Genomic DNA, 16,195 nt, shown 5'->3' with positions numbered 1-16,195 from the left:
CTGAATGACGGCCGGGCCAGCACCCGGCCGTTCGCACGGGGAGCAGAGCCATGAAGATGCTGGTGGTGGAAGACGAGGCGCTGCTGCGCCACCACTTGCAGACCCGCCTCGGCGAGAGCGGGCACGTCGTCGATGCCGTGCCCAACGCCGAAGAGGCCCTGTACCAGAGCCACGAATTCAACCATGACCTCGCCGTCATCGACCTCGGCCTGCCGGGCATCAGCGGGCTGGACCTGATCCGCCAGCTGCGCAGCCGTGGCAGGAACTTCCCCATCCTCATTCTCACCGCGCGCGGCAACTGGCAGGACAAGGTCGAAGGCCTGGCCGCCGGTGCCGATGACTATGTGGTCAAGCCGTTCCAGTTCGAGGAGCTGGAGGCGCGCCTGAACGCCCTGCTGCGGCGCTCCTGCGGCTTCACCCAGGCGAGCATCGAAGCCGGCCCGCTGAAGCTCGACCTCAACCGCAAGCAGGCCACCGCCCATGGCGAGCCGCTGGCGCTGACCGCCTACGAATACCGCATCCTCGAATACCTGATGCGCCATCAGCAGCAGGTGGTGGCCAAGGAGCGGCTGATGGAACAGCTCTACAGCGGCGACGAGGAGCGCGACCCGAACGTGATCGAGGTGCTGGTCGGCCGACTGCGGCGCAAGCTGGAGGCCCGCTGTGCGATGAAGCCCATCGAAACCGTGCGCGGTCTCGGCTACCTGTTCACCGAGCGCTGCCGATGAGCCGGCGCTGGCTGCAGGCCCGCCTCGGCGGTGCCATGTCGCTGCGCCTGCGCCTGATGCTCGGCGCCGCCAGCCTGGCGGTGCTGTTCATGCTGGCGCTGCTGCCAGCGCTGCAGGGCGCATTCAGCCTGACCTTCGAGAAGGTCATCGAGCAGCGCCTGGCGGCCGATGCCAGCACCCTGATCAGCGCGGCACAACTGGAAGGCGGCCGACTGAAAATGCCCGAACGGCTGCCGGACGAGGAATTCGACCTGCCGGACGCGCAGTTGCTCGGCTTCATCTTCGACCAGCGCGGTGAACTGCTCTGGCATTCGCGCTCGGCGGCCGACGAACGCGTCGACTACCGCCCGCGCTACCAGGGCGGGGTCACCGAGTTCCTCCGCGTGCGCGACGCCGAAGGCCTGGAATACTTCGTCTACGACGTCGAGCTGCATCTGCCCGGCAACCGCGATACGGCATTCAGCTTCGTCACCATGCAGCCGACCAGCGAATACCGCAGCCTCTACGAGGAATTTCGCCGCCAGCTCTACCTGTGGCTCGGCAGCGGCCTGCTGGTGCTGCTGGCATTGCTCTGGCTCGGCCTGACCTGGGGCTTTCGCACGCTCAGGCGGGTCAGCGCCGAGCTCGACGAAGTGGAATCCGGCCGCCGCGAACACCTCAGCGAGCAGCACCCGCGCGAGCTGCTGCGCCTGACCCGCTCGCTGAACCGCCTGCTCGACGGCGAGCGGCGCCAGCGCGAGCAGTACCGCAACTCCCTCGGCGACCTGGCGCACAGCCTGAAAACCCCGCTCAGCGTGCTGCAGGGCCTCGGCGAAAGCCTCTGCGGGCAGCCGCAGAGCCGCGAGCAGGCCCAGGTGATGCACGCGCAGATCGAACGCATGAGCCAGCAGATCGGCTACCAGCTGCAGCGCGCCAGCCTCGGCAAGAGCGGTCTGGTACGCCATCGCGTCGCGCTGCAACCGCTGCTGCACAGCCTGTGCAGTACGCTGGACAAGGTCTACCGCGACAAGCAGGTGCAGGTCGAACTGCAGCTGGCGGAGGACTGTCTGGTGCCGATGGAACAGGGCGCGCTCATGGAGCTGCTCGGCAACCTTCTGGAGAACGCCTACCGCCTGTGCCTGGGGCATGTGCGCATCAGCGCGGCGAGCAGCGACGGCGATCTCTTGCTCGACGTCGAGGACGACGGCCCCGGCGTGCCGACCAACCAGCGCGCGCGTATCCTCCGCCGCGGCGAACGCCTCGACGCCCGGCATCCCGGCCAAGGCATCGGCCTGGCGGTGGTCAAGGACATTCTCGACAGCTACGGCGGCGAACTCAGCCTCGGCGAATCGGCACTCGGCGGCGCCGCCTTCCGGATCCGCCTCAGGGCCGATTGAAACGACAGCGTGCAACGGAGCATCCCGCGGCAAGCCCACCCGGCGCCATAGCGGCTCCCTCACGCCTGCTCACCACAGCCATCCCAGCCACAGCAGTCCCACCAGCAACCAGGCACTGATGGTCAGCGTGCCGCCTTCCCAGAGCCGGTTCCAGCGCCGTTCGCGGCGGCGCCAACGAGCCTTGTCGAGGCATAGCGTCGGCTCCGGCAACGGTGGATGGCGCAACAGCCGGGTCAGCGCCAGCGAGCCCCGCAATGCCAGGTTCGGCCGTTTCTCCAGGCGCTGCGGCAAGCGCCAGTCGCGCCGCAGCGCCAGGCCGGCCAATCCCAGCGCCGCCAGCACCGGCCACAGCGCCGCCCAGAGGGCGCCCGGATACCAGCCGGCCAGCAAGGGTTCGCGCAACGCCGGCCAGATCCACGGCAGCAGCACCGGCGCCACGCTGAGCAGCGCCCAGGGCAGCCATTGCGCAGACGGCGGCCGGTGCGCCGGGGCCTGCCGCTGGTCGCGGCGCATCAGCCAGAGCGCGCGCAGCAACAGCAGCGCGGTGGCCAAGCCGGCCGCGACGAGCCAGGGCGCCCAGGCGGCGAAGGCGCTTTGCTGCCAGGCATCCTTCAGCAGGTATTTCACCGCCACGCCGCTGGTGAACGGCGCGCCCATCAGCGTCAGCGCCGGCAGCCACAGCAGTGCCCAGGCGTAGCGCGGCAGCCGGCCTTCGTGGACCATGCCGGCAGCCAGGAACAATGCGCCCTTGGCCAGGCCGTGATGCACGCCGAACAGCAGCAGCACCGGCAGCGCCGCGGCCGGCTCGCCGCGCTTCCAGGCCAGCGCCAGGATCATCAGCATCCAGCCCATCTGGCTCACCGAGGAATACGCCAGCACCGCCTTGGACTTGCCGGCGCACAGGCCCAGCGCGGCGGCATACAGCGCACCGAAAAGGCCCGTCGCCAGCAGCGGCGCGCTCCAGGCCGCGAGCGTCGGATCGGCCTCCGGCAGGCAGCGCCAGAGGCCGAGGATGCCGGCCTTGAGCATCGCCCCGGAAAGCACCGCGCTGGCCGGTGCCGGGGCTTCGGGATGGGCCAGCGGCAGCCACACGTGCAGCGGCCAGAAACCCGCCTTGAGGCCCAGGCCGAGCAGCAGCAACGCCAGGGTCAGGCCGTCGATCGGCTGCGCCTGCCAGCTGGCGAAGTCGAACGTGTTGCCACTGGCGTGGCTGCGCAGCAGCAACCCCGCCAGCAGCAGCATCTCGCCGCAGATCGCCAACTGCAGATAGAGCCGCCCGGCGCGGCGCGGCCCCGGCCCACCGCGGTGGACGATCAGCCCGTAGGCCGACAGGCTCATGACGCTGAAACCGAGATAGAAGCTCAGCGCATCGGTGGCGATCACCAGCAGCAGGTTGCCGGCCAGCGCCAGTTGCCAGAACGACCAGAAGCGCAGGCGCCTGGCATCGTCGAGGCTGCTGCTGGCGAAGCGTGCGGCGCAACCCCAGAGCACCGCGGTGAAGCCCAGCCAGGCGCGGGTCAGTTGGTCGCCCGCGCCCCAGCGCACGCCTTCCCACAGCCAGGGCAGCTCCAGCGTCGGCGGCGGCTGCCACACCACCAGCAGCGCCGGCAGGCAGCTCAGCCACAGCCACGGCAGCAGCCGCGCCCGCAACAGCGGCAACAGCGCGCCGGCGAACAGGGGCGCCAGCGGCACCAGCAACCACAGCCAGGCGCTCACAGGGCGAACTCCCGCTCGACGATCAGTTGGCTCCAGCCCAGCGGGCTCAGCGCGGTGGCGGCCAGCAGCCCGACCAGCAGCGACAGCAGCGCGGTGAACAGCGGCGGCAGGAGCAGCATCCAGTGAGTCTCGAAGCGCTCGCCGGCCCAGCGGTCCTCGTGCCAGTGCGCCGGCTCGGCGAACCAGCCGCGCCAGAGCGGCGGCAGGAAATAGGCGGCATTCAGCAGCGCCGAGCCGAGCAGCACCAGCAGCACCCAGTCCTGTCCGACCTGCAGCGCGCCCAGGCCCAGGGTCCACTTGCTGATGAAGCCGGCGATCGGCGGGATGCCGATCATCCCCAGCGCGCCGACGGAAAACGCCGCCATGCTCCAGGGCATGCGCCGGCCGACCCCGTCCATCTCGCGGATGCGGTGGATACCGAGGGTCTCGGCGAAGTTGCCGGCGCAGTAGAACAGCGTCACCTTCATCAGCCCCTGGTGCACCAGGTGCACCAGCCCGCCGACCGCGGCGATCGGCCCGAGCAGCGCCACGCCAAGGGTCACGTAGGACACCTGGCTGATGGTCGAGTAGGCCAAGCGCTTCTTCAGCTCCTGCTGCTGCAGCGCACGCAGCGAGCCATAGAGGATGGTCGCCGCCGCCAGCCAGAGCAGCGGGCCGGTCAGGTCCAGACGGGTCAGCGCCTCGGCGCCGAACACGTCGTAGACCACCCGCACGATGCCGAACGCCCCCGCCTTGACCACCGCCACCGCATGCAGCAGCGCGCTGACCGGCGCCGGCGCCACCATCGCCTGGGGCAGCCAGCCGTGCAGCGGGATCAGTGCCGCCTTCACCCCGAGGCCGAGGATCAGCAGGACGAACGCCACGCGCAGCGCCGCATCCTGCTCGCCCACCTGCTCCAGCAGATAGCCGGCGGCCTGGAAGTCCGGGGTGCCGGCCAGGCTGTGCAGCAGCGCCACGCCCATCAGCACCAGCGCGCCGCCGCCCACCGTGTAGGCCAGGTAGACCCGCCCCGCGCGCAGCGACTCCGGCGTGCCGCGGTGCACCACCAGCGGGAAGGTGGCCAGGGTCAGCATCTCGTAGAACAGCAGGAAGCTGACCAGGTTGCCCGCCAACGCCAGCCCCACCGTCGCGCTGACGCACAGGCTGAAATAGCCGAAGAAGCGCGAGCGCAGCGGGGAATCCTCCAGGTAGCCGATGGCATAGACGGTGGTTGCGGCCCACAGCAGCGACGACAGCGCGACGAACAGCAACGACAACGCATCGCCCTGCAGTACCAGCGGTGCGTCGGGCAACAGCGGCACGCTGAAGCGGAACTCCGCGCCCTGGCTGACGCCGTAGAGCATGCTGCCGACCAGCAGCAGCTTCAGCGTCACGCCGAAGAGATTGAGCGCAACCCGCAGGCGCTGCTGCTCCTCGCGCAGGGCGAAGATCACCAGCCCCGGCAGCAGCGAGCTGAGCACGATGCCCAGCGGCAGCAGGCTGCTCCAGTTCATCGACCGAGCCCGCCGAGCCAGAGCAGCAGCGGTTCGCTGATCAGCGCCAGCCCCCATACCAGCAGCGCCGGCAGCAGCGCCAGCCATTGCGCCAGGCGGTCGGCGTGGATGCTCGGCGGGTTCGGCCGCGCGCGGTCGAAGCCGTGGGCCAGCACGCGGAACACGTAGGCAGCGGACATCAGCGTGCCGAACAGCACGCCCAGTGCCCATGGCCAGTGTTGCGGGCGCTCGAACAATGGCTGCAGCAGCAACCACTTGGCCAGGAAGCCACCGCTGGGCGGCAGGCCGATCAGACTACCGCCGGCCACGGCGAACGCCGTCAGCGCGATCGGCACGTTCTGGCTGGCGCCTTTCATGCCCTGCACGCGGGTGCTGCCGAGAATCGTCTGCAGCTCGCCAGCGGCGAGGAACATCGACACCTTGGCCAGCCCGTGGGCCAGCACGAACAGCCACAACGCCGCATGCAGGCGCGGCTCCTGCAGATGCAGCAGCAGGCCCAGGGCGAGCAGCGCATAGCCGAGCTGGGCCACGGTGGAATAGGCCACCAGGCTTTTCAGCCGCGGCGCGCGCAGGGCCGACCAGCCACCGGCGATCAGCGCCAGCACGCCGGCCGCGCCGAACAGCGGGCCGGCTTCGCGACCGAGCGGCGCCGGCGCGATCTCGCTCCAGAGCAGCCAGAGGATGTACAGCGGGCCCTTGACCACCAGCGCCGACAGCAGCGCACTGACCGCGGTCGGTGCCGCGGCATGGGCCGGCGGCAGCCACAGGTGCAGCGGCCACAGCGCGGCCTTGAGCATCAGCCCCAGGCTCATCAGCAGCAGCGCCAGGCGGGTCGCGGCGTCGGCCTCGGCCAGCGCCGCCAGCAGCGTGATGTCCAGCAGCCCGTAGCGTCCGTAGAGCAACGCCACGCCGAGCAGGTAGGCGAGCGAGCCGGCCAGCGACAGCAGCAGGTAGTTCAGCGCCGGCCGCCAGGCCTTGCGCCCGGCCAGGGCTACCAACGCCACCGCCGCCAGGCTGAGCAGCTCCAGCGACACGTAGAGATTGAACAGATCCGCCGACAGCCACAACGCCGCCAGCGCCGCGTGCAGCAGGCAGGCCAGCGGCCAGAAATCCTCGCCTCCGGCGGCATGGGGGATGCGCGCCGCGTATAGCGCCACCAGCAGGTGCAGCCCGGCGCTGAATACCAGCAGCAGCGCCGCCAGCGAGGTGAGCTGGAAGCGGATCGCCAGGCCGCTTTCCCAGCCGCCGATCCGCAGTTGCTGCACACCCTGCTCCATCGCCACCTGCAAGGCCATGGCGGCGGCCAGCAGGCTGGCGAAGGTCAGCGCGATCACCCAGCGTCCCGCGTGGCGCGGACGCAGCAGAATCAGCAGCAGCGCACCGCCCAGCGGCAGCAGCAGGCTGAGCAGCGCCGCATTCATTCGTCCGCCCCCTGCCGCCGCGCCAGCGCGCCGGCCAGGCGCAGCGCCAGCGCCGTGGCGCTGACCGCGACCACCAGCCCGGTCACCACCAGTGCCACCGGCAGCGGGTCGATCGGGTTGCTGCGCGCCGCCAGGGCGATCATCACCAGGAACACGCCGCTGCCCATCAGGTTGATGGCGATGATCCGCCGCAGCGGATGGCGCAGGACCAGCAACCCGTGCAGGCCGAGCAGCCAGAGCGCGAGGCCGACGCCGATCCAGAACGCGGTGGCGCTCATGGGCGCGGCTCCGGCTGGTCGCCGATCACCAGCAGGCTCAGGCTGGCGGCGATGGACAGGGTCGCCGCCGCCTCGACGACGAGGATCAGCGGTTTGGCCCAGCCCGTCGGATAGCTCAGCCAGCCCGTGCCGAGCCAGGCGCCGAACGCTGCCACGGCGACGAACAGCAGCAGGCCGAGCAGAACCAGCAGACGCAGCGGCCAGAACGTCCAGCGCAGCGCCGGCAGCGCGCCGGCCAGGCGCAGCAGGACGATACCCGCCGCCAGCAGCGCGCCGGCCTGGAAAGCGCCACCCGGCGCGTCGGACCCGCGCCAGAGAATATAGCCGCCGGCCAGCACCAGCAGCGGCGCCAACGCCCGCCCCCAGGCCTGCAGCAACGGCCAGGGTTCGCTCAGTTGCAGCCGCGCGGGGCCCAGCTGGCGAGCGCCGAGCAGCGCGAGCAGCAGCACTGTCAGCTCCAGCAGCGTATCCCAGGCACGGAAATTCAGCAGGACCGCCGTCACCGGATGCCCGACGCCGCTGTGCGGCATGGCTGCGTCGATACGCGCCGGCAGCGACGGCCGCAACTCGGCCAGCGGCGCCAGTTGCGGCAGCAGCAGGATCAGCAGCGGCAGCAGCACCAGCACGGCCGCCAGCCGGCGACGCCCTGAAAGGTGCGGCTCGCTGCCCTCCAGCGGCTGGCGGGCCAGCGCGGCGAACAGCAGCACGCCGGTCAGCCCGGCGCCGATGGCCGCTTCGGCCAGCGCCAGGTCGGCCGCGCCCAGCCGCGCCCAGACCAGCGCCAGGACCAGGCCGAAGGCGATGAACAGCAACACCCCGGCATACAGCTGGCGCACGTGCAGGGCGCCGCCGGCAAGGGCGAGCAGCAGCAGGCCGAGCATGCCATCGAGCAGCCAGTCAGTCATCGGCCGGAGGCTCCTCGATCTGCCGCGCCAGCAACTGGCAGGCGGTCGCGCCCGAGGCCAGCACCAGCAGCCAGATCAGCAGCATCTGGCCGACCTCCAGCAGATCGTCCGCGCGCAGCGCGAGCCCGGCCACCACCAGGCCGAGGCCGAGGGTATCGGCCTTGGTCAGCGCATGCAGCCGGCTGACCGCATCGGGAAAGCGCAGCAGGCCGATGCTGCCGGCGGCGAAGAACAGCAGGCCGCCGGCCAGCAGCGGCCAGCTGAGCACGGCGAGCCATTCAGTCATGCCGGCTGCGCCGCAGCAATTGCACCAGCGCCGCGCTGACCATCGCCGCCAGCAGCGCCAGCACCAACGCCGCATCGCGCAATGCCGGCGCCGCCTGCCACTGCGCCAGCACCAGCAGCAACGCGGTGCCGGTGGTGCCGAGCAGTTGGATCGCCAGCAACCGGTCGACCCGGCTCGGACCGCGCAGCACGCGCCCGAGGCCGATCACCAGGGTCAGCAACAGCAAAGCCGAGAACAGCGCCATCAACGGCCCGCCCCGCCCAGCAGGCGCTGCAGATGGTCCTCCAGCTCATGGACGGTGGCGCGCCAGGGCAGGCGTTCGTCCAGCACGTGCATGCGCAGGCAATCGCCGTCGATACGCGACGCCAGCGTGCCGGGCAGCAGGCCGACCATGGCCGAGAGCAACAGGCGCTGGCGCGGCGACGAATCGCCCAGGGGCACCTCGTGCCAGGCCGCCTGCAGCGGGCAACGCGGCTGCAAGGCGCGGCGCGCCACGTCCCAGGCGCCGAGCCACATATGTTTGAGGAAGAAGCCGAGGAACGCGGGCAAGGCTGCCGCGCGCATGGTCGGCGGCCGCAGCCCCAGCCACAGGCTCAGGGCGACGGCCAGCGCCACCGTCGGGATGCCCAGCGTCCAGCCGCGCCCGCCAGCGAACAGCGCCCAGAGCGCGGCATGCAGGAGCGTCCAGCGAAGCCCGTCGGCACATGCGCGACGTACTGCGGCCTGATCCATCGTCTTCCTCCGGTCATTCCGTTGTTTGTTGCAAGTCGAGGCCAAGAGTTCGCCGCTGTCCAACCGCCGGCGGCGATCCGTTGTTTCAACAGATTGCCGCTGGGCTTGCCGATGGGGAATGCGATGAGCGCGGTACGACAGATTTCGTCATGACCCTCATCGAACGCTGCCGGCCTGCCGTCGCGCAGCGCCGAACGGCAGCGGCCGAAGCGCGCGGACCCGTGGCGCTGCGCGGTTCAATCGGCATGGCGGGAAAGGTGGCGCAGGAACCAGTCGCCCGCCAGCCGCGCCACCGCCTCCAGCGTGCCCTGTTCCTCGAACAGATGGGTCGCGCCCTGCACCATCACCAGTTGATGTACGCATTGCAGTCGCGCGGCGGCTTCGCGGTTCAGTTCCAGTACCTCCAGGTCGCGGCCACCGACGATGAACAGCGAGGCGGCCTTGACTCGCGCCAGCGACTGGTCGGCCAGATCGACGCGGCCGCCGCGGGAAACCACGGCGTCGATGTCCGCCGGGCGCGACGCCGCGGTGATCAGTGCCGCTGCGGCGCCGGTACTGGCGCCGAACAGGCCGATGCGCAGGCCGCGCAGGCTCGCCTCGTTGCCCAATTGGTCCACCACCCCGCTGAGGCGCTGGCCGAGCAAGGGAATGTCGAAGCGCAACTGGCGGGTGATCTCGTCGATCGGCTGCTCGTCCGCGGTGAGCAGGTCGAACAGCAGCGTGCCGAGGCCCAGCTCGTTGAAGTAGCACGCCACGCTCTGATTGCGCGGGCTGTGCCGGCTGCTGCCGCTGCCGTGCACGAACACCACCAGGCCGGTGGCGCCCTGCGGCACGCAGAGGTCGCCATGCAGGCGGGCCTTGCCGAGGGTGAAGCGCATCGGTGTCGACGGGTATTGGCTCATGCAGATTCTCCTCCCTTGGCCCAGACGCGTTGCAGCAGGTCCATCACCTGCCGGTCGGACGCCTGGTCGATGTTCACGTACCGGCGCCCGATGGCATACAGGTCGTGGGGTTGATGCAGGCGGACGACGCGGCCGGGCAACTGCTCCAGGGCCAGGCCGTCGTCCACCAGGGCACGATCCTGGATTGCGGGGCGCGGCCGATCACCGCGACAAGCCCGCTCGCGTCGCTGCAGCTCATGGGCAGGGCCTGTTCCCGCTTCGGCGCAAGCCGCATTGCTGCGCCGCGCTCCTGCGCCAGCCGCTCGGCCAGCGCCTGGCCGGCCCGGGGCCGGTGGGGAAAGGGAATATTCAAGGACATGCGATGGCCTCCTCGGTGCTGCTCGGTGCTGCTCGGTGCTAGGAGTCTGGCTCAAGAATCCACCACCGGCCGACGGTCTGCGACCAATCATCGCAACCGCCGGTCGCCGCAGCCAGGTATGCGCCCCGATCCGTGACATCTACCACTCGCCGCCATTCCAGTGCTGGCACATTGCCCTTCGCGTTTGTACACTTCCCGCCCCGGTACCCTGCAAGGCAATGCAGCGTTCCTGAACATGCCCGGCGATCACCGTCGGGCTGGCGTCAACACCGACTCGGCGGACATGGATGCATCCGAACACCTATTTCCTGCGCGTTCGCGCCCGCGACCTTGCTCAACATTCCCCGGCACCAATCGCAGCCGCCGCGCACGACTTCGGACAGCGCGCAGTTCGCTATCGCCATCTCCTTCCCTCGAGAAGTCTCATATGAAGAAGCAGTCAATAGCCGCGACCCTGATGGGTCTGAGCCTCCTGTTCGGCGGCTGCGCCAGCGAACAGTCGCGCACCCTCGAAGTCGCCAAGGTGACCTCCGCCCAGAGCGTCTATCACGGTCAGCGCAGCCCGATCGCGGTCGGCAAGTTCGACAACCGCTCCAGCTACATGCGCGGCCTGTTCTCCGATGGTGTCGATCGCCTGGGCGGCCAGGCGAAGACCATTCTGGTCACCCACCTGCAGCAATCGAACCGTTTCAACGTGCTCGACCGCGACAACATGTCCGAGATCGCCCAGGAAAGCGCCATCGCCAACAAGCGCGCACAGTTGCGCGGTGCCGATTTCGTCGTCACCGGCGATGTCACCGAATTCGGCCGCAAGGAGGTCGGTGACCATCAGCTGTTCGGCATTCTCGGGCGTGGCAAATCGCAAATCGCCTACGCCAAGGTCAACCTGAACATCGTCGATGTCAGCACATCCGAAGTGATTTTCTCCGCGCAGGGCGCTGGCGAGTACAGCCTGTCCAACCGTGAGGTCATCGGTTTCGGTGGCACGGCCAGTTACGACTCCACGCTCAACGGCAAGGTGTTGGACCTGGCCATCCGCGAAGCCGTCAACAACCTGGTGTCCGGCGTGGACAGCGGCGCCTGGCGTCCCGTTCGATAACCCCCCTCCTCAAGGAAGACCCCGATGAGCCTCACCTTCAGAGCCGGCGCGGCCACTATCGCCCTGGCGTTGCTCAGCGCTTTGGCGGGCTGCGTCAGCCAGCCCAAACCCCTCTACCACTGGACCGGCTACGAAGAGCAGGTCTACGAACACTTCAAGAACGAGAAAGGCCCTCACGAGCAGATCGCTGCGCTGGAAGCCAGTCTTCAGCAAGCCCGCGCCCGCGACGAGATTCCCGCACCCGGCTTCCACGCCCATCTCGGCATGCTCTACGCCGAAGTCGGCAAGGCCGATCAGGTCAGGCAGCAGTTCGAGACGGAAAAAACCCTGTTTCCCGAGTCCGCAGCGTACATGGACTTCCTGATGCGCAACTTCGAGAGGTAAGAGGTCATGACGTCAAACATCGGTCTGAGAACCCTGCTGGTGCTTGCCGCACTCGGCCTGCTGGGCGGGTGCGCCACCCCGACGCCATACGACTACACCGCGTTCGAGCGGAGCAATCCCGCTTCCATTCTGGTGCTGCCGCCGGTGAACCGATCACCGGATATCAAGGCCAGCTACAGTGTGCTTTCGCAGGTGACCTACCCACTCGCCGAAGCCGGCTACTACGTGCTGCCGGTCGCAGTAGTGGACGAAACCTTCAAGCAGAACGGCCTGATGAACGCCGACGAGATGCACATGGCCCCGCCGGCCAAGCTCAGGGAGATCTTCGGCGCGGACGCGGCGCTCTATATCGAAATCACGCGCTATGGCAGCAGCTACAAGGTGCTGACCAGCGAAGTCGCGGTGGAAGCGCACGGCAAGCTCATCGACCTGCGCAGCGGCCAACTGCTCTGGGAGGGCCGGGCACTGGCCAGTTCGGCGGAAAACCAGAACCAGAGCAGTGGCGGTCTGGTGGGCATGCTCATCACCGCCGCGGTCAATCAGATCGTCAACACGCTCAGTGACCGTGGCCATGAAATAGCCGGCATCACCAGCCGTCGCCTGCTCAGCGCAGGCATTCCCAACGGCATTCTCAGCGGCCCGCGTTCGCCGCATTATCAGAGCCGACTGGCCGGCCGCTAGGCGGGCCGAAGGGCGTTCGGCCTGTGCGGCCGGCGCCCAAGGGTCTTGATTCCGCTCCAGCAGCCGCGCGCCGGCATCATTCCGGCAGCTCGACGCTCACCTTGATCGCCGAATACCAGGCCGCCACCGCGGCGATGTCCTGCTCGCTCAGGCCAGCGGCGATGACGCTCATCTGCGGATGCTTGCGTTCGCCGGAGCGGAACGCCTGCAACTGGCGGCTCAGGTAGAGCTCGCCGTTGCCGGCCAGGTTCGGCGCGTCGGCGACCTTGCTCAGCCCGTCGATGCCATGGCAGGCGGCGCACATCTTCGCCCGGGCCTTGCCCTCGGCGAGGTCCGCCTGCGCCGGCCAGGCCAGGCACAGCAGTGCCAGTAGCGCATAGCGACGGAACCGCTGGCGGTCGTATCCGGCAATCGGCATGGCGTTCTCCTCGAGGTAGGCGCCACCCGCCCAGGGTTGCTGAGCGGGCGGCGCGACGGCTCAGTTGCCCTGGTAGGAGATGCGATAGATCGCACCGGCGGTGTCGTCGCTGACCAGCAGCGAGCCGTCCTTGAGCTGGGCGACGTCGACGATGCGACCGTAGTACTCGCCGGTGTCCTCGTCCAGCCAACCTTCGGCGAAGGGAACGGTTTCGCCGGACGGGCCGCTGCCGTCGGCGGCGAACGGGGTGAACATCACCCGCGCGCCGGCCGGCACGGTGCGGTTCCAGCTGCCGCGCTGGGCGCTGAACAGGCCGCCGCGGTACTGCTCGGGAAACATCTTGCCGGTATAGAAGGTCAGCCCCATGTCCGCGGCGTGAGCCACGGTTTCCACCACCGGGAAGGTCAGGCCTTCGGGCGGCGTGTCGTCGGCATACTCGTTGGTGCGCACCTGGCCGCCGCCGTACCAGGGCATGCCGAACTGCAGGCCGGCCTTGGGTGCATGGTTGATCTCGCCCGGCGGGATGTCGTCGCCCATGCCGTCGACCTGGTTGTCGGTGAACCACAGCTCCTTGGTCGTCGGGTGATAGGTGATGCCCACCGAGTTGCGCACGCCGCTGGCGAACACCTCGCGCTTGCTGCCGTCGCGCTCCATGCGCACGATGCCGCCGATGCCGTGCTGGGCGTAGAGATCCAGCTTGTCCTTGGGCGGCACGTTGTGCGGCTGCCCGAGCGAGACGGTCAGCTTGCCGTCCGGGCCGATGGCGCAGACCCGCGCGCCGTGGTTGTAGCTTTCCTCCTCCCGCGGGATCAGCTCGCCGGTCGGCACGACGATGTCCGCCGCCACGTCCGGCCCCTCGTAGAAGAACTCCGCGGCGGGGAAGACCAGCACGCGGTTGTGCTCGGCGACGAAGAGGAAACCGTCCGGGCTGAAGCAGGGCCCCGGCTGGGTGAAGGAAATCGCCGGGGCGAAGCGTTTCACTTCGTCCGCCGTGCGGTTCTTGGTGCGGTCGGTGACCGCCCACAGATCGGTTTTGCGCGTGCCGACGAAGACCACGCCGCTGGACGGCCCCACTGCCATGTGGCGGGCATCCGGGACGATGGCGTAGAGATCGATGCGAAAGCCGTCGGGCAGTTTGATGCGCTTGAGGTTTTCACGGATGGCGTCGGCGGTGGGCCCGTCCTGCGCCACGGTTTTCATGTCCAGCGATTGGCCGGTGGTCTTCATCGCGCGCATGCGTTCCAGCGCTTCGTCGCTGGTCGGCGCGGCGCTGGCGCTCGCGGTTACAAGGGTGAGCGAAGCGATCAATGTCAGGGAAAGGCTGTTCATATACGCACCTCGGCGAGAGGGACCACCTCGTCGGGCGGTCGTTATTGTTGTTCTGGGAGGTTTCGGCACGGCCACGACGGCATCCGTGCCGCGCCCCGGGGGAACGCTGCGGGCCCTGTCGATTCGGAAACGACAACGGCGCCTACGCAGGTTGAGCGTAGCGCCGAATTCGCGCTTTACCACCCGAGGCGGCTCTCAGCTAACGCGGCTCAGATGACACTGACACCCAGCCGGCGCGCCGCGATTCGAGCGCCTGGCGCTCCTACAGGAACTCCGCGCTCATTCCTCAACCCTCCTCCCGCTCGCCCAGCCGCCGGTACAGCGTGCGCCGGCCGATGCCCAGCAGGGCCGCGGCACGGCGCTTGTTGCCATCCACCTGCTCGAGTACGTACTCGATGTAGCGCTGCTCCAGCTCATCCAGGGTCGGCAGCAACGGGCCGTCGCTGAGTTGGGCGAGCAATTCGGCACCGGCGTGGCGCGCGCTGTCGTCGCGGTAGCCGGCGATACGGCTGGGCAGGTGCTCGAGCTCGATGCTGCGACCATGGCAGAAGGTGACGGCGCGCTCGATGGCGTTCTGCAGCTCGCGCACGTTGCCGGGAAAGGGATAGCGGCGCAGTTGCTCGAGCGCCGCGCGCGACAGCCCGCGCACCGGGCGCCCGCCGCGCGCGGCGAAATGCGCGACGAAGGCGGCGGCGAGCAGTTCCAGGTCTTCCTCGCGCTCGCGCAGCGGCGGCACCTGGAGGATGAAGGTTTCCAGGCGGAAGAACAGGTCCTCGCGAAACGCCTCGCGCCCGGCCTCGGTTTCCAGGGGGCGGTTGCTGGCGGCGATGATGCGCACGTCCACCGTCTGTTCGCGCTCGGCGCCCACCGGGCGGATGGTGCCTTCCTGCAGCACGCGCAACAGCTTGGCCTGCAATGGCAGCGGCATCTCGCCGATCTCGTCGAGGAACAGCGTGCCGCCGTCGGCCTGCTGGAACAGGCCCTTGTGTGTGCGGCTGGCACCGGTGAAGGCGCCGGCGACATGACCGAAGAATTCGCTTTCCAGCAGCTCGGCCGGCAACCCGGCACAGTTGATCGCCAGGAACGGCCGCCCGGCGCGCTCGCTCTCGGCGTGCACCGCCCGCGCCACCAGTTCCTTGCCGGTGCCGCTCTCGCCGATCACCAGCACCGGCCCTTCGGCCCGCGCCAGCTGGCGGATCTGGTCGAACAGCCCGCGCATCACCCGGCTGCGGCCGAGCATGCCGTGGAAGCGGTCGTCGCTGAGCAGTTGCTGGAAGCGCCGCACCTCGTCGCGCAGGCGGCGGGTCTCCAGCGCACGCTCGACGGCGAGGGCGAAGTGCTCGAGATCCAGCGGCTTGGTGAGGAATTCGTCGGCGCCTTCCTTGAGCGCCGCCACCGCCTGCTGGATGCTGCCGAACGCGGTGATCACCAGGAACGCCGGTGCCGCCTGCATCGCCTTGACCCGCCGCAGCAGCGCCATGCCGTCGGCACCGGGCAGACGCAGGTCGCTGACCACCAGTGCCGGCTCCCAGCTTTCCAGCGAGCCCACCGCTTCTTCCGCGCTGGCCAGCGCGCGCACCTGCAGGCCGCGGTCTTCCAGCTCCTCGACCAGCAACTGGCGCAGGCTGTCGTCATCCTCGACCAGCAGGACCCGTTCGGCGACCAACTCATTCATGTTCCGACTCCTCTTCGCTCAGCGGCAGTGCAATGCGAAACGCCGCACCCGGCAGGCTGCCTTCCACCAGTTCGATGCGCCCGCCGCACTCGCCGACTACACCATGCGCCACCGCCAGGCCCAGGCCGCTGCCCTCGCCCACCGGCTTGGTGGTGAAGAAGGGCTCGAACAGCGCGCCGCGATGCGTGTCGGCGATGCCCGGACCGTCATCCTCGACCTGCAGCAGCAGCTCGTCGGCCTGCCGCCACCAGCTCAGCCGCACGCGCCCGCCGGGACTAGCCTGGGCGGCGTTGCGCAGCAGGTTGGTCAGCGCCTGCTCGAAGCGCGGCGGGTCGACCCGGCAATACAGCGTCCGCGGCGGGGCCCGGAGTTCCAGCGCGACCCGCAGCGCCGCCAGTTCGTCGGCGACCGCGG

General features: G+C 69.3%; 19 protein-coding genes. 5 read left to right on the top strand and 14 right to left on the bottom strand.

The genetic code is table 11. The features are described from left to right. Positions 1-50 precede the first annotated feature (50 nt). Positions 51-728, top strand: coding sequence for a response regulator (locus tag IN820_RS11620; RefSeq protein WP_193681132.1), 678 nt, complete (start codon positions 51-53; stop codon positions 726-728). Then, positions 725-2,104: an ATP-binding protein gene (locus tag IN820_RS11615; RefSeq protein WP_193681131.1), complete on the top strand. Its 1,380-nt coding sequence runs from the start codon at positions 725-727 to the stop codon at positions 2,102-2,104. Before IN820_RS11620 ends, IN820_RS11615 begins: the two co-directional genes overlap by 4 nt. Before the next feature lie 69 nt (positions 2,105-2,173). On the opposite strand, the gene IN820_RS11610 is transcribed toward IN820_RS11615, so the two are convergent. From IN820_RS11610 to IN820_RS11565, 10 genes are all read right to left on the bottom strand, one after another. Continuing rightward, positions 2,174-3,820 (bottom strand): complex I subunit 5 family protein, encoded by a 1,647-nt coding sequence (locus IN820_RS11610; RefSeq protein WP_193681130.1) that lies wholly within the window; start codon positions 3,818-3,820, stop codon positions 2,174-2,176. After that, positions 3,817-5,313 carry a complex I subunit 5 family protein gene (locus IN820_RS11605; RefSeq protein ID WP_193681129.1) on the bottom strand — a complete coding sequence of 499 codons (1,497 nt, stop codon included), beginning with the start codon at positions 5,311-5,313 and terminating at the stop codon, positions 3,817-3,819. The genes IN820_RS11610 and IN820_RS11605 overlap by 4 nt, the downstream gene beginning before the upstream one ends. Further along, positions 5,310-6,734, bottom strand: a complete 1,425-nt coding sequence (locus tag IN820_RS11600; protein WP_193681128.1) for a complex I subunit 5 family protein — start codon at positions 6,732-6,734, stop codon at positions 5,310-5,312. The genes IN820_RS11605 and IN820_RS11600 overlap by 4 nt, the downstream gene beginning before the upstream one ends. Further along, positions 6,731-7,012 carry an NADH-quinone oxidoreductase subunit K gene (locus IN820_RS11595; protein ID WP_193681127.1) on the bottom strand — a complete coding sequence of 94 codons (282 nt, stop codon included), beginning with the start codon at positions 7,010-7,012 and terminating at the stop codon, positions 6,731-6,733. The genes IN820_RS11600 and IN820_RS11595 overlap by 4 nt, the downstream gene beginning before the upstream one ends. Next, a complete protein-coding gene (locus IN820_RS11590; protein WP_193681126.1) occupies positions 7,009-7,917 on the bottom strand; it encodes a hydrogenase subunit MbhD domain-containing protein in 909 nt (302 codons plus the stop codon). The genes IN820_RS11595 and IN820_RS11590 overlap by 4 nt, the downstream gene beginning before the upstream one ends. Further along, a complete protein-coding gene (locus IN820_RS11585) occupies positions 7,910-8,203 on the bottom strand; it encodes a cation:proton antiporter (RefSeq protein ID WP_193681125.1) in 294 nt (97 codons plus the stop codon). Before IN820_RS11585 ends, IN820_RS11590 begins: the two co-directional genes overlap by 8 nt. Continuing rightward, the gene (locus tag IN820_RS11580; protein ID WP_193681124.1) at positions 8,196-8,447 is read right to left on the bottom strand and encodes a monovalent cation/H+ antiporter complex subunit F; all 252 of its coding nucleotides are present in this window, start codon (positions 8,445-8,447) and stop codon (positions 8,196-8,198) included. The genes IN820_RS11585 and IN820_RS11580 overlap by 8 nt, the downstream gene beginning before the upstream one ends. Continuing rightward, positions 8,447-8,935, bottom strand: a complete 489-nt coding sequence (locus IN820_RS11575; protein WP_193681123.1) for a Na+/H+ antiporter subunit E — start codon at positions 8,933-8,935, stop codon at positions 8,447-8,449. The genes IN820_RS11580 and IN820_RS11575 overlap by 1 nt, the downstream gene beginning before the upstream one ends. 236 nt (positions 8,936-9,171) lie before the next feature. Beyond that, positions 9,172-9,837, bottom strand: a complete 666-nt coding sequence (locus tag IN820_RS11570) for a dienelactone hydrolase family protein (protein WP_193681122.1) — start codon at positions 9,835-9,837, stop codon at positions 9,172-9,174. Beyond that, a complete protein-coding gene (locus IN820_RS11565; RefSeq protein ID WP_207793601.1) occupies positions 9,834-10,004 on the bottom strand; it encodes a hypothetical protein in 171 nt (56 codons plus the stop codon). Before IN820_RS11565 ends, IN820_RS11570 begins: the two co-directional genes overlap by 4 nt. 618 nt (positions 10,005-10,622) lie before the next feature. Here IN820_RS11565 and IN820_RS11560 point away from each other — a divergent pair. From IN820_RS11560 to IN820_RS11550, 3 genes are read left to right on the top strand one after another with little or no spacing between them, the layout of a single operon-like run. Next, positions 10,623-11,294: a CsgG/HfaB family protein gene (locus IN820_RS11560; RefSeq protein WP_193681121.1), complete on the top strand. Its 672-nt coding sequence runs from the start codon at positions 10,623-10,625 to the stop codon at positions 11,292-11,294. A 24-nt stretch (positions 11,295-11,318) separates the two neighbouring features. Then, on the top strand, positions 11,319-11,678 hold the full coding sequence (locus IN820_RS11555) for a DUF4810 domain-containing protein (RefSeq protein ID WP_193681120.1): 360 nt from the start codon (positions 11,319-11,321) through the stop codon (positions 11,676-11,678). A gap of 6 nt (positions 11,679-11,684) precedes the next feature. Next, positions 11,685-12,359: a DUF799 domain-containing protein gene (locus IN820_RS11550; RefSeq protein ID WP_193681119.1), complete on the top strand. Its 675-nt coding sequence runs from the start codon at positions 11,685-11,687 to the stop codon at positions 12,357-12,359. A 76-nt stretch (positions 12,360-12,435) separates the two neighbouring features. Here IN820_RS11550 and IN820_RS11545 read toward each other — a convergent pair whose 3' ends face one another. The 4 genes from IN820_RS11545 to IN820_RS22635 all read right to left on the bottom strand — a co-directional run. Next, positions 12,436-12,777 (bottom strand): c-type cytochrome, encoded by a 342-nt coding sequence (locus IN820_RS11545; protein WP_193681118.1) that lies wholly within the window; start codon positions 12,775-12,777, stop codon positions 12,436-12,438. 60 nt (positions 12,778-12,837) lie between these two features. Continuing rightward, positions 12,838-14,106: a PQQ-dependent sugar dehydrogenase gene (locus IN820_RS11540; protein ID WP_193681117.1), complete on the bottom strand. Its 1,269-nt coding sequence runs from the start codon at positions 14,104-14,106 to the stop codon at positions 12,838-12,840. A gap of 286 nt (positions 14,107-14,392) precedes the next feature. Next, positions 14,393-15,781, bottom strand: a complete 1,389-nt coding sequence (locus IN820_RS11535) for a sigma-54-dependent transcriptional regulator (protein ID WP_193681116.1) — start codon at positions 15,779-15,781, stop codon at positions 14,393-14,395. Beyond that, positions 15,774-16,195 (bottom strand): sensor histidine kinase (locus tag IN820_RS22635; RefSeq protein ID WP_235989141.1); only part of this gene is annotated, 422 nt, incomplete at its 5' end. The genes IN820_RS22635 and IN820_RS11535, both read right to left, overlap by 8 nt.

Source organism: Pseudomonas lopnurensis (genome assembly GCF_015070855.1).
Classification (GTDB): domain Bacteria; phylum Pseudomonadota; class Gammaproteobacteria; order Pseudomonadales; family Pseudomonadaceae; genus Stutzerimonas; species Stutzerimonas lopnurensis.
Note: the sequence above shows the minus strand (reverse complement) of the source record. Positions and strands in the feature narration are given on the sequence as shown.

Bases quoted from the DNA above. Each gene is read 5' to 3' on its own strand.
- IN820_RS11620 (WP_193681132.1), top strand. From the start codon at position 51: ATGAAGATGCTGGTGGTGGAAGACGAGGCGCTGCTGCGCCACCACTTG.
- IN820_RS11615 (WP_193681131.1), top strand. From the start codon at position 725: ATGAGCCGGCGCTGGCTGCAGGCCCGCCTCGGCGGTGCCATGTCGCTG.
- IN820_RS11605 (WP_193681129.1), bottom strand. From the start codon at position 5,313: ATGAACTGGAGCAGCCTGCTGCCGCTGGGCATCGTGCTCAGCTCGCTG.
- IN820_RS11600 (WP_193681128.1), bottom strand. From the start codon at position 6,734: ATGAATGCGGCGCTGCTCAGCCTGCTGCTGCCGCTGGGCGGTGCGCTG.
- IN820_RS11595 (WP_193681127.1), bottom strand. From the start codon at position 7,012: ATGAGCGCCACCGCGTTCTGGATCGGCGTCGGCCTCGCGCTCTGGCTG.
- IN820_RS11590 (WP_193681126.1), bottom strand. From the start codon at position 7,917: ATGACTGACTGGCTGCTCGATGGCATGCTCGGCCTGCTGCTGCTCGCC.
- IN820_RS11585 (WP_193681125.1), bottom strand. From the start codon at position 8,203: ATGACTGAATGGCTCGCCGTGCTCAGCTGGCCGCTGCTGGCCGGCGGC.
- IN820_RS11580 (WP_193681124.1), bottom strand. From the start codon at position 8,447: ATGGCGCTGTTCTCGGCTTTGCTGTTGCTGACCCTGGTGATCGGCCTC.
- IN820_RS11575 (WP_193681123.1), bottom strand. From the start codon at position 8,935: ATGGATCAGGCCGCAGTACGTCGCGCATGTGCCGACGGGCTTCGCTGG.
- IN820_RS11570 (WP_193681122.1), bottom strand. From the start codon at position 9,837: ATGAGCCAATACCCGTCGACACCGATGCGCTTCACCCTCGGCAAGGCC.
- IN820_RS11560 (WP_193681121.1), top strand. From the start codon at position 10,623: ATGAAGAAGCAGTCAATAGCCGCGACCCTGATGGGTCTGAGCCTCCTG.
- IN820_RS11555 (WP_193681120.1), top strand. From the start codon at position 11,319: ATGAGCCTCACCTTCAGAGCCGGCGCGGCCACTATCGCCCTGGCGTTG.
- IN820_RS11550 (WP_193681119.1), top strand. From the start codon at position 11,685: ATGACGTCAAACATCGGTCTGAGAACCCTGCTGGTGCTTGCCGCACTC.
- IN820_RS11545 (WP_193681118.1), bottom strand. From the start codon at position 12,777: ATGCCGATTGCCGGATACGACCGCCAGCGGTTCCGTCGCTATGCGCTA.
- IN820_RS11540 (WP_193681117.1), bottom strand. From the start codon at position 14,106: ATGAACAGCCTTTCCCTGACATTGATCGCTTCGCTCACCCTTGTAACC.
- IN820_RS11535 (WP_193681116.1), bottom strand. From the start codon at position 15,781: ATGAATGAGTTGGTCGCCGAACGGGTCCTGCTGGTCGAGGATGACGAC.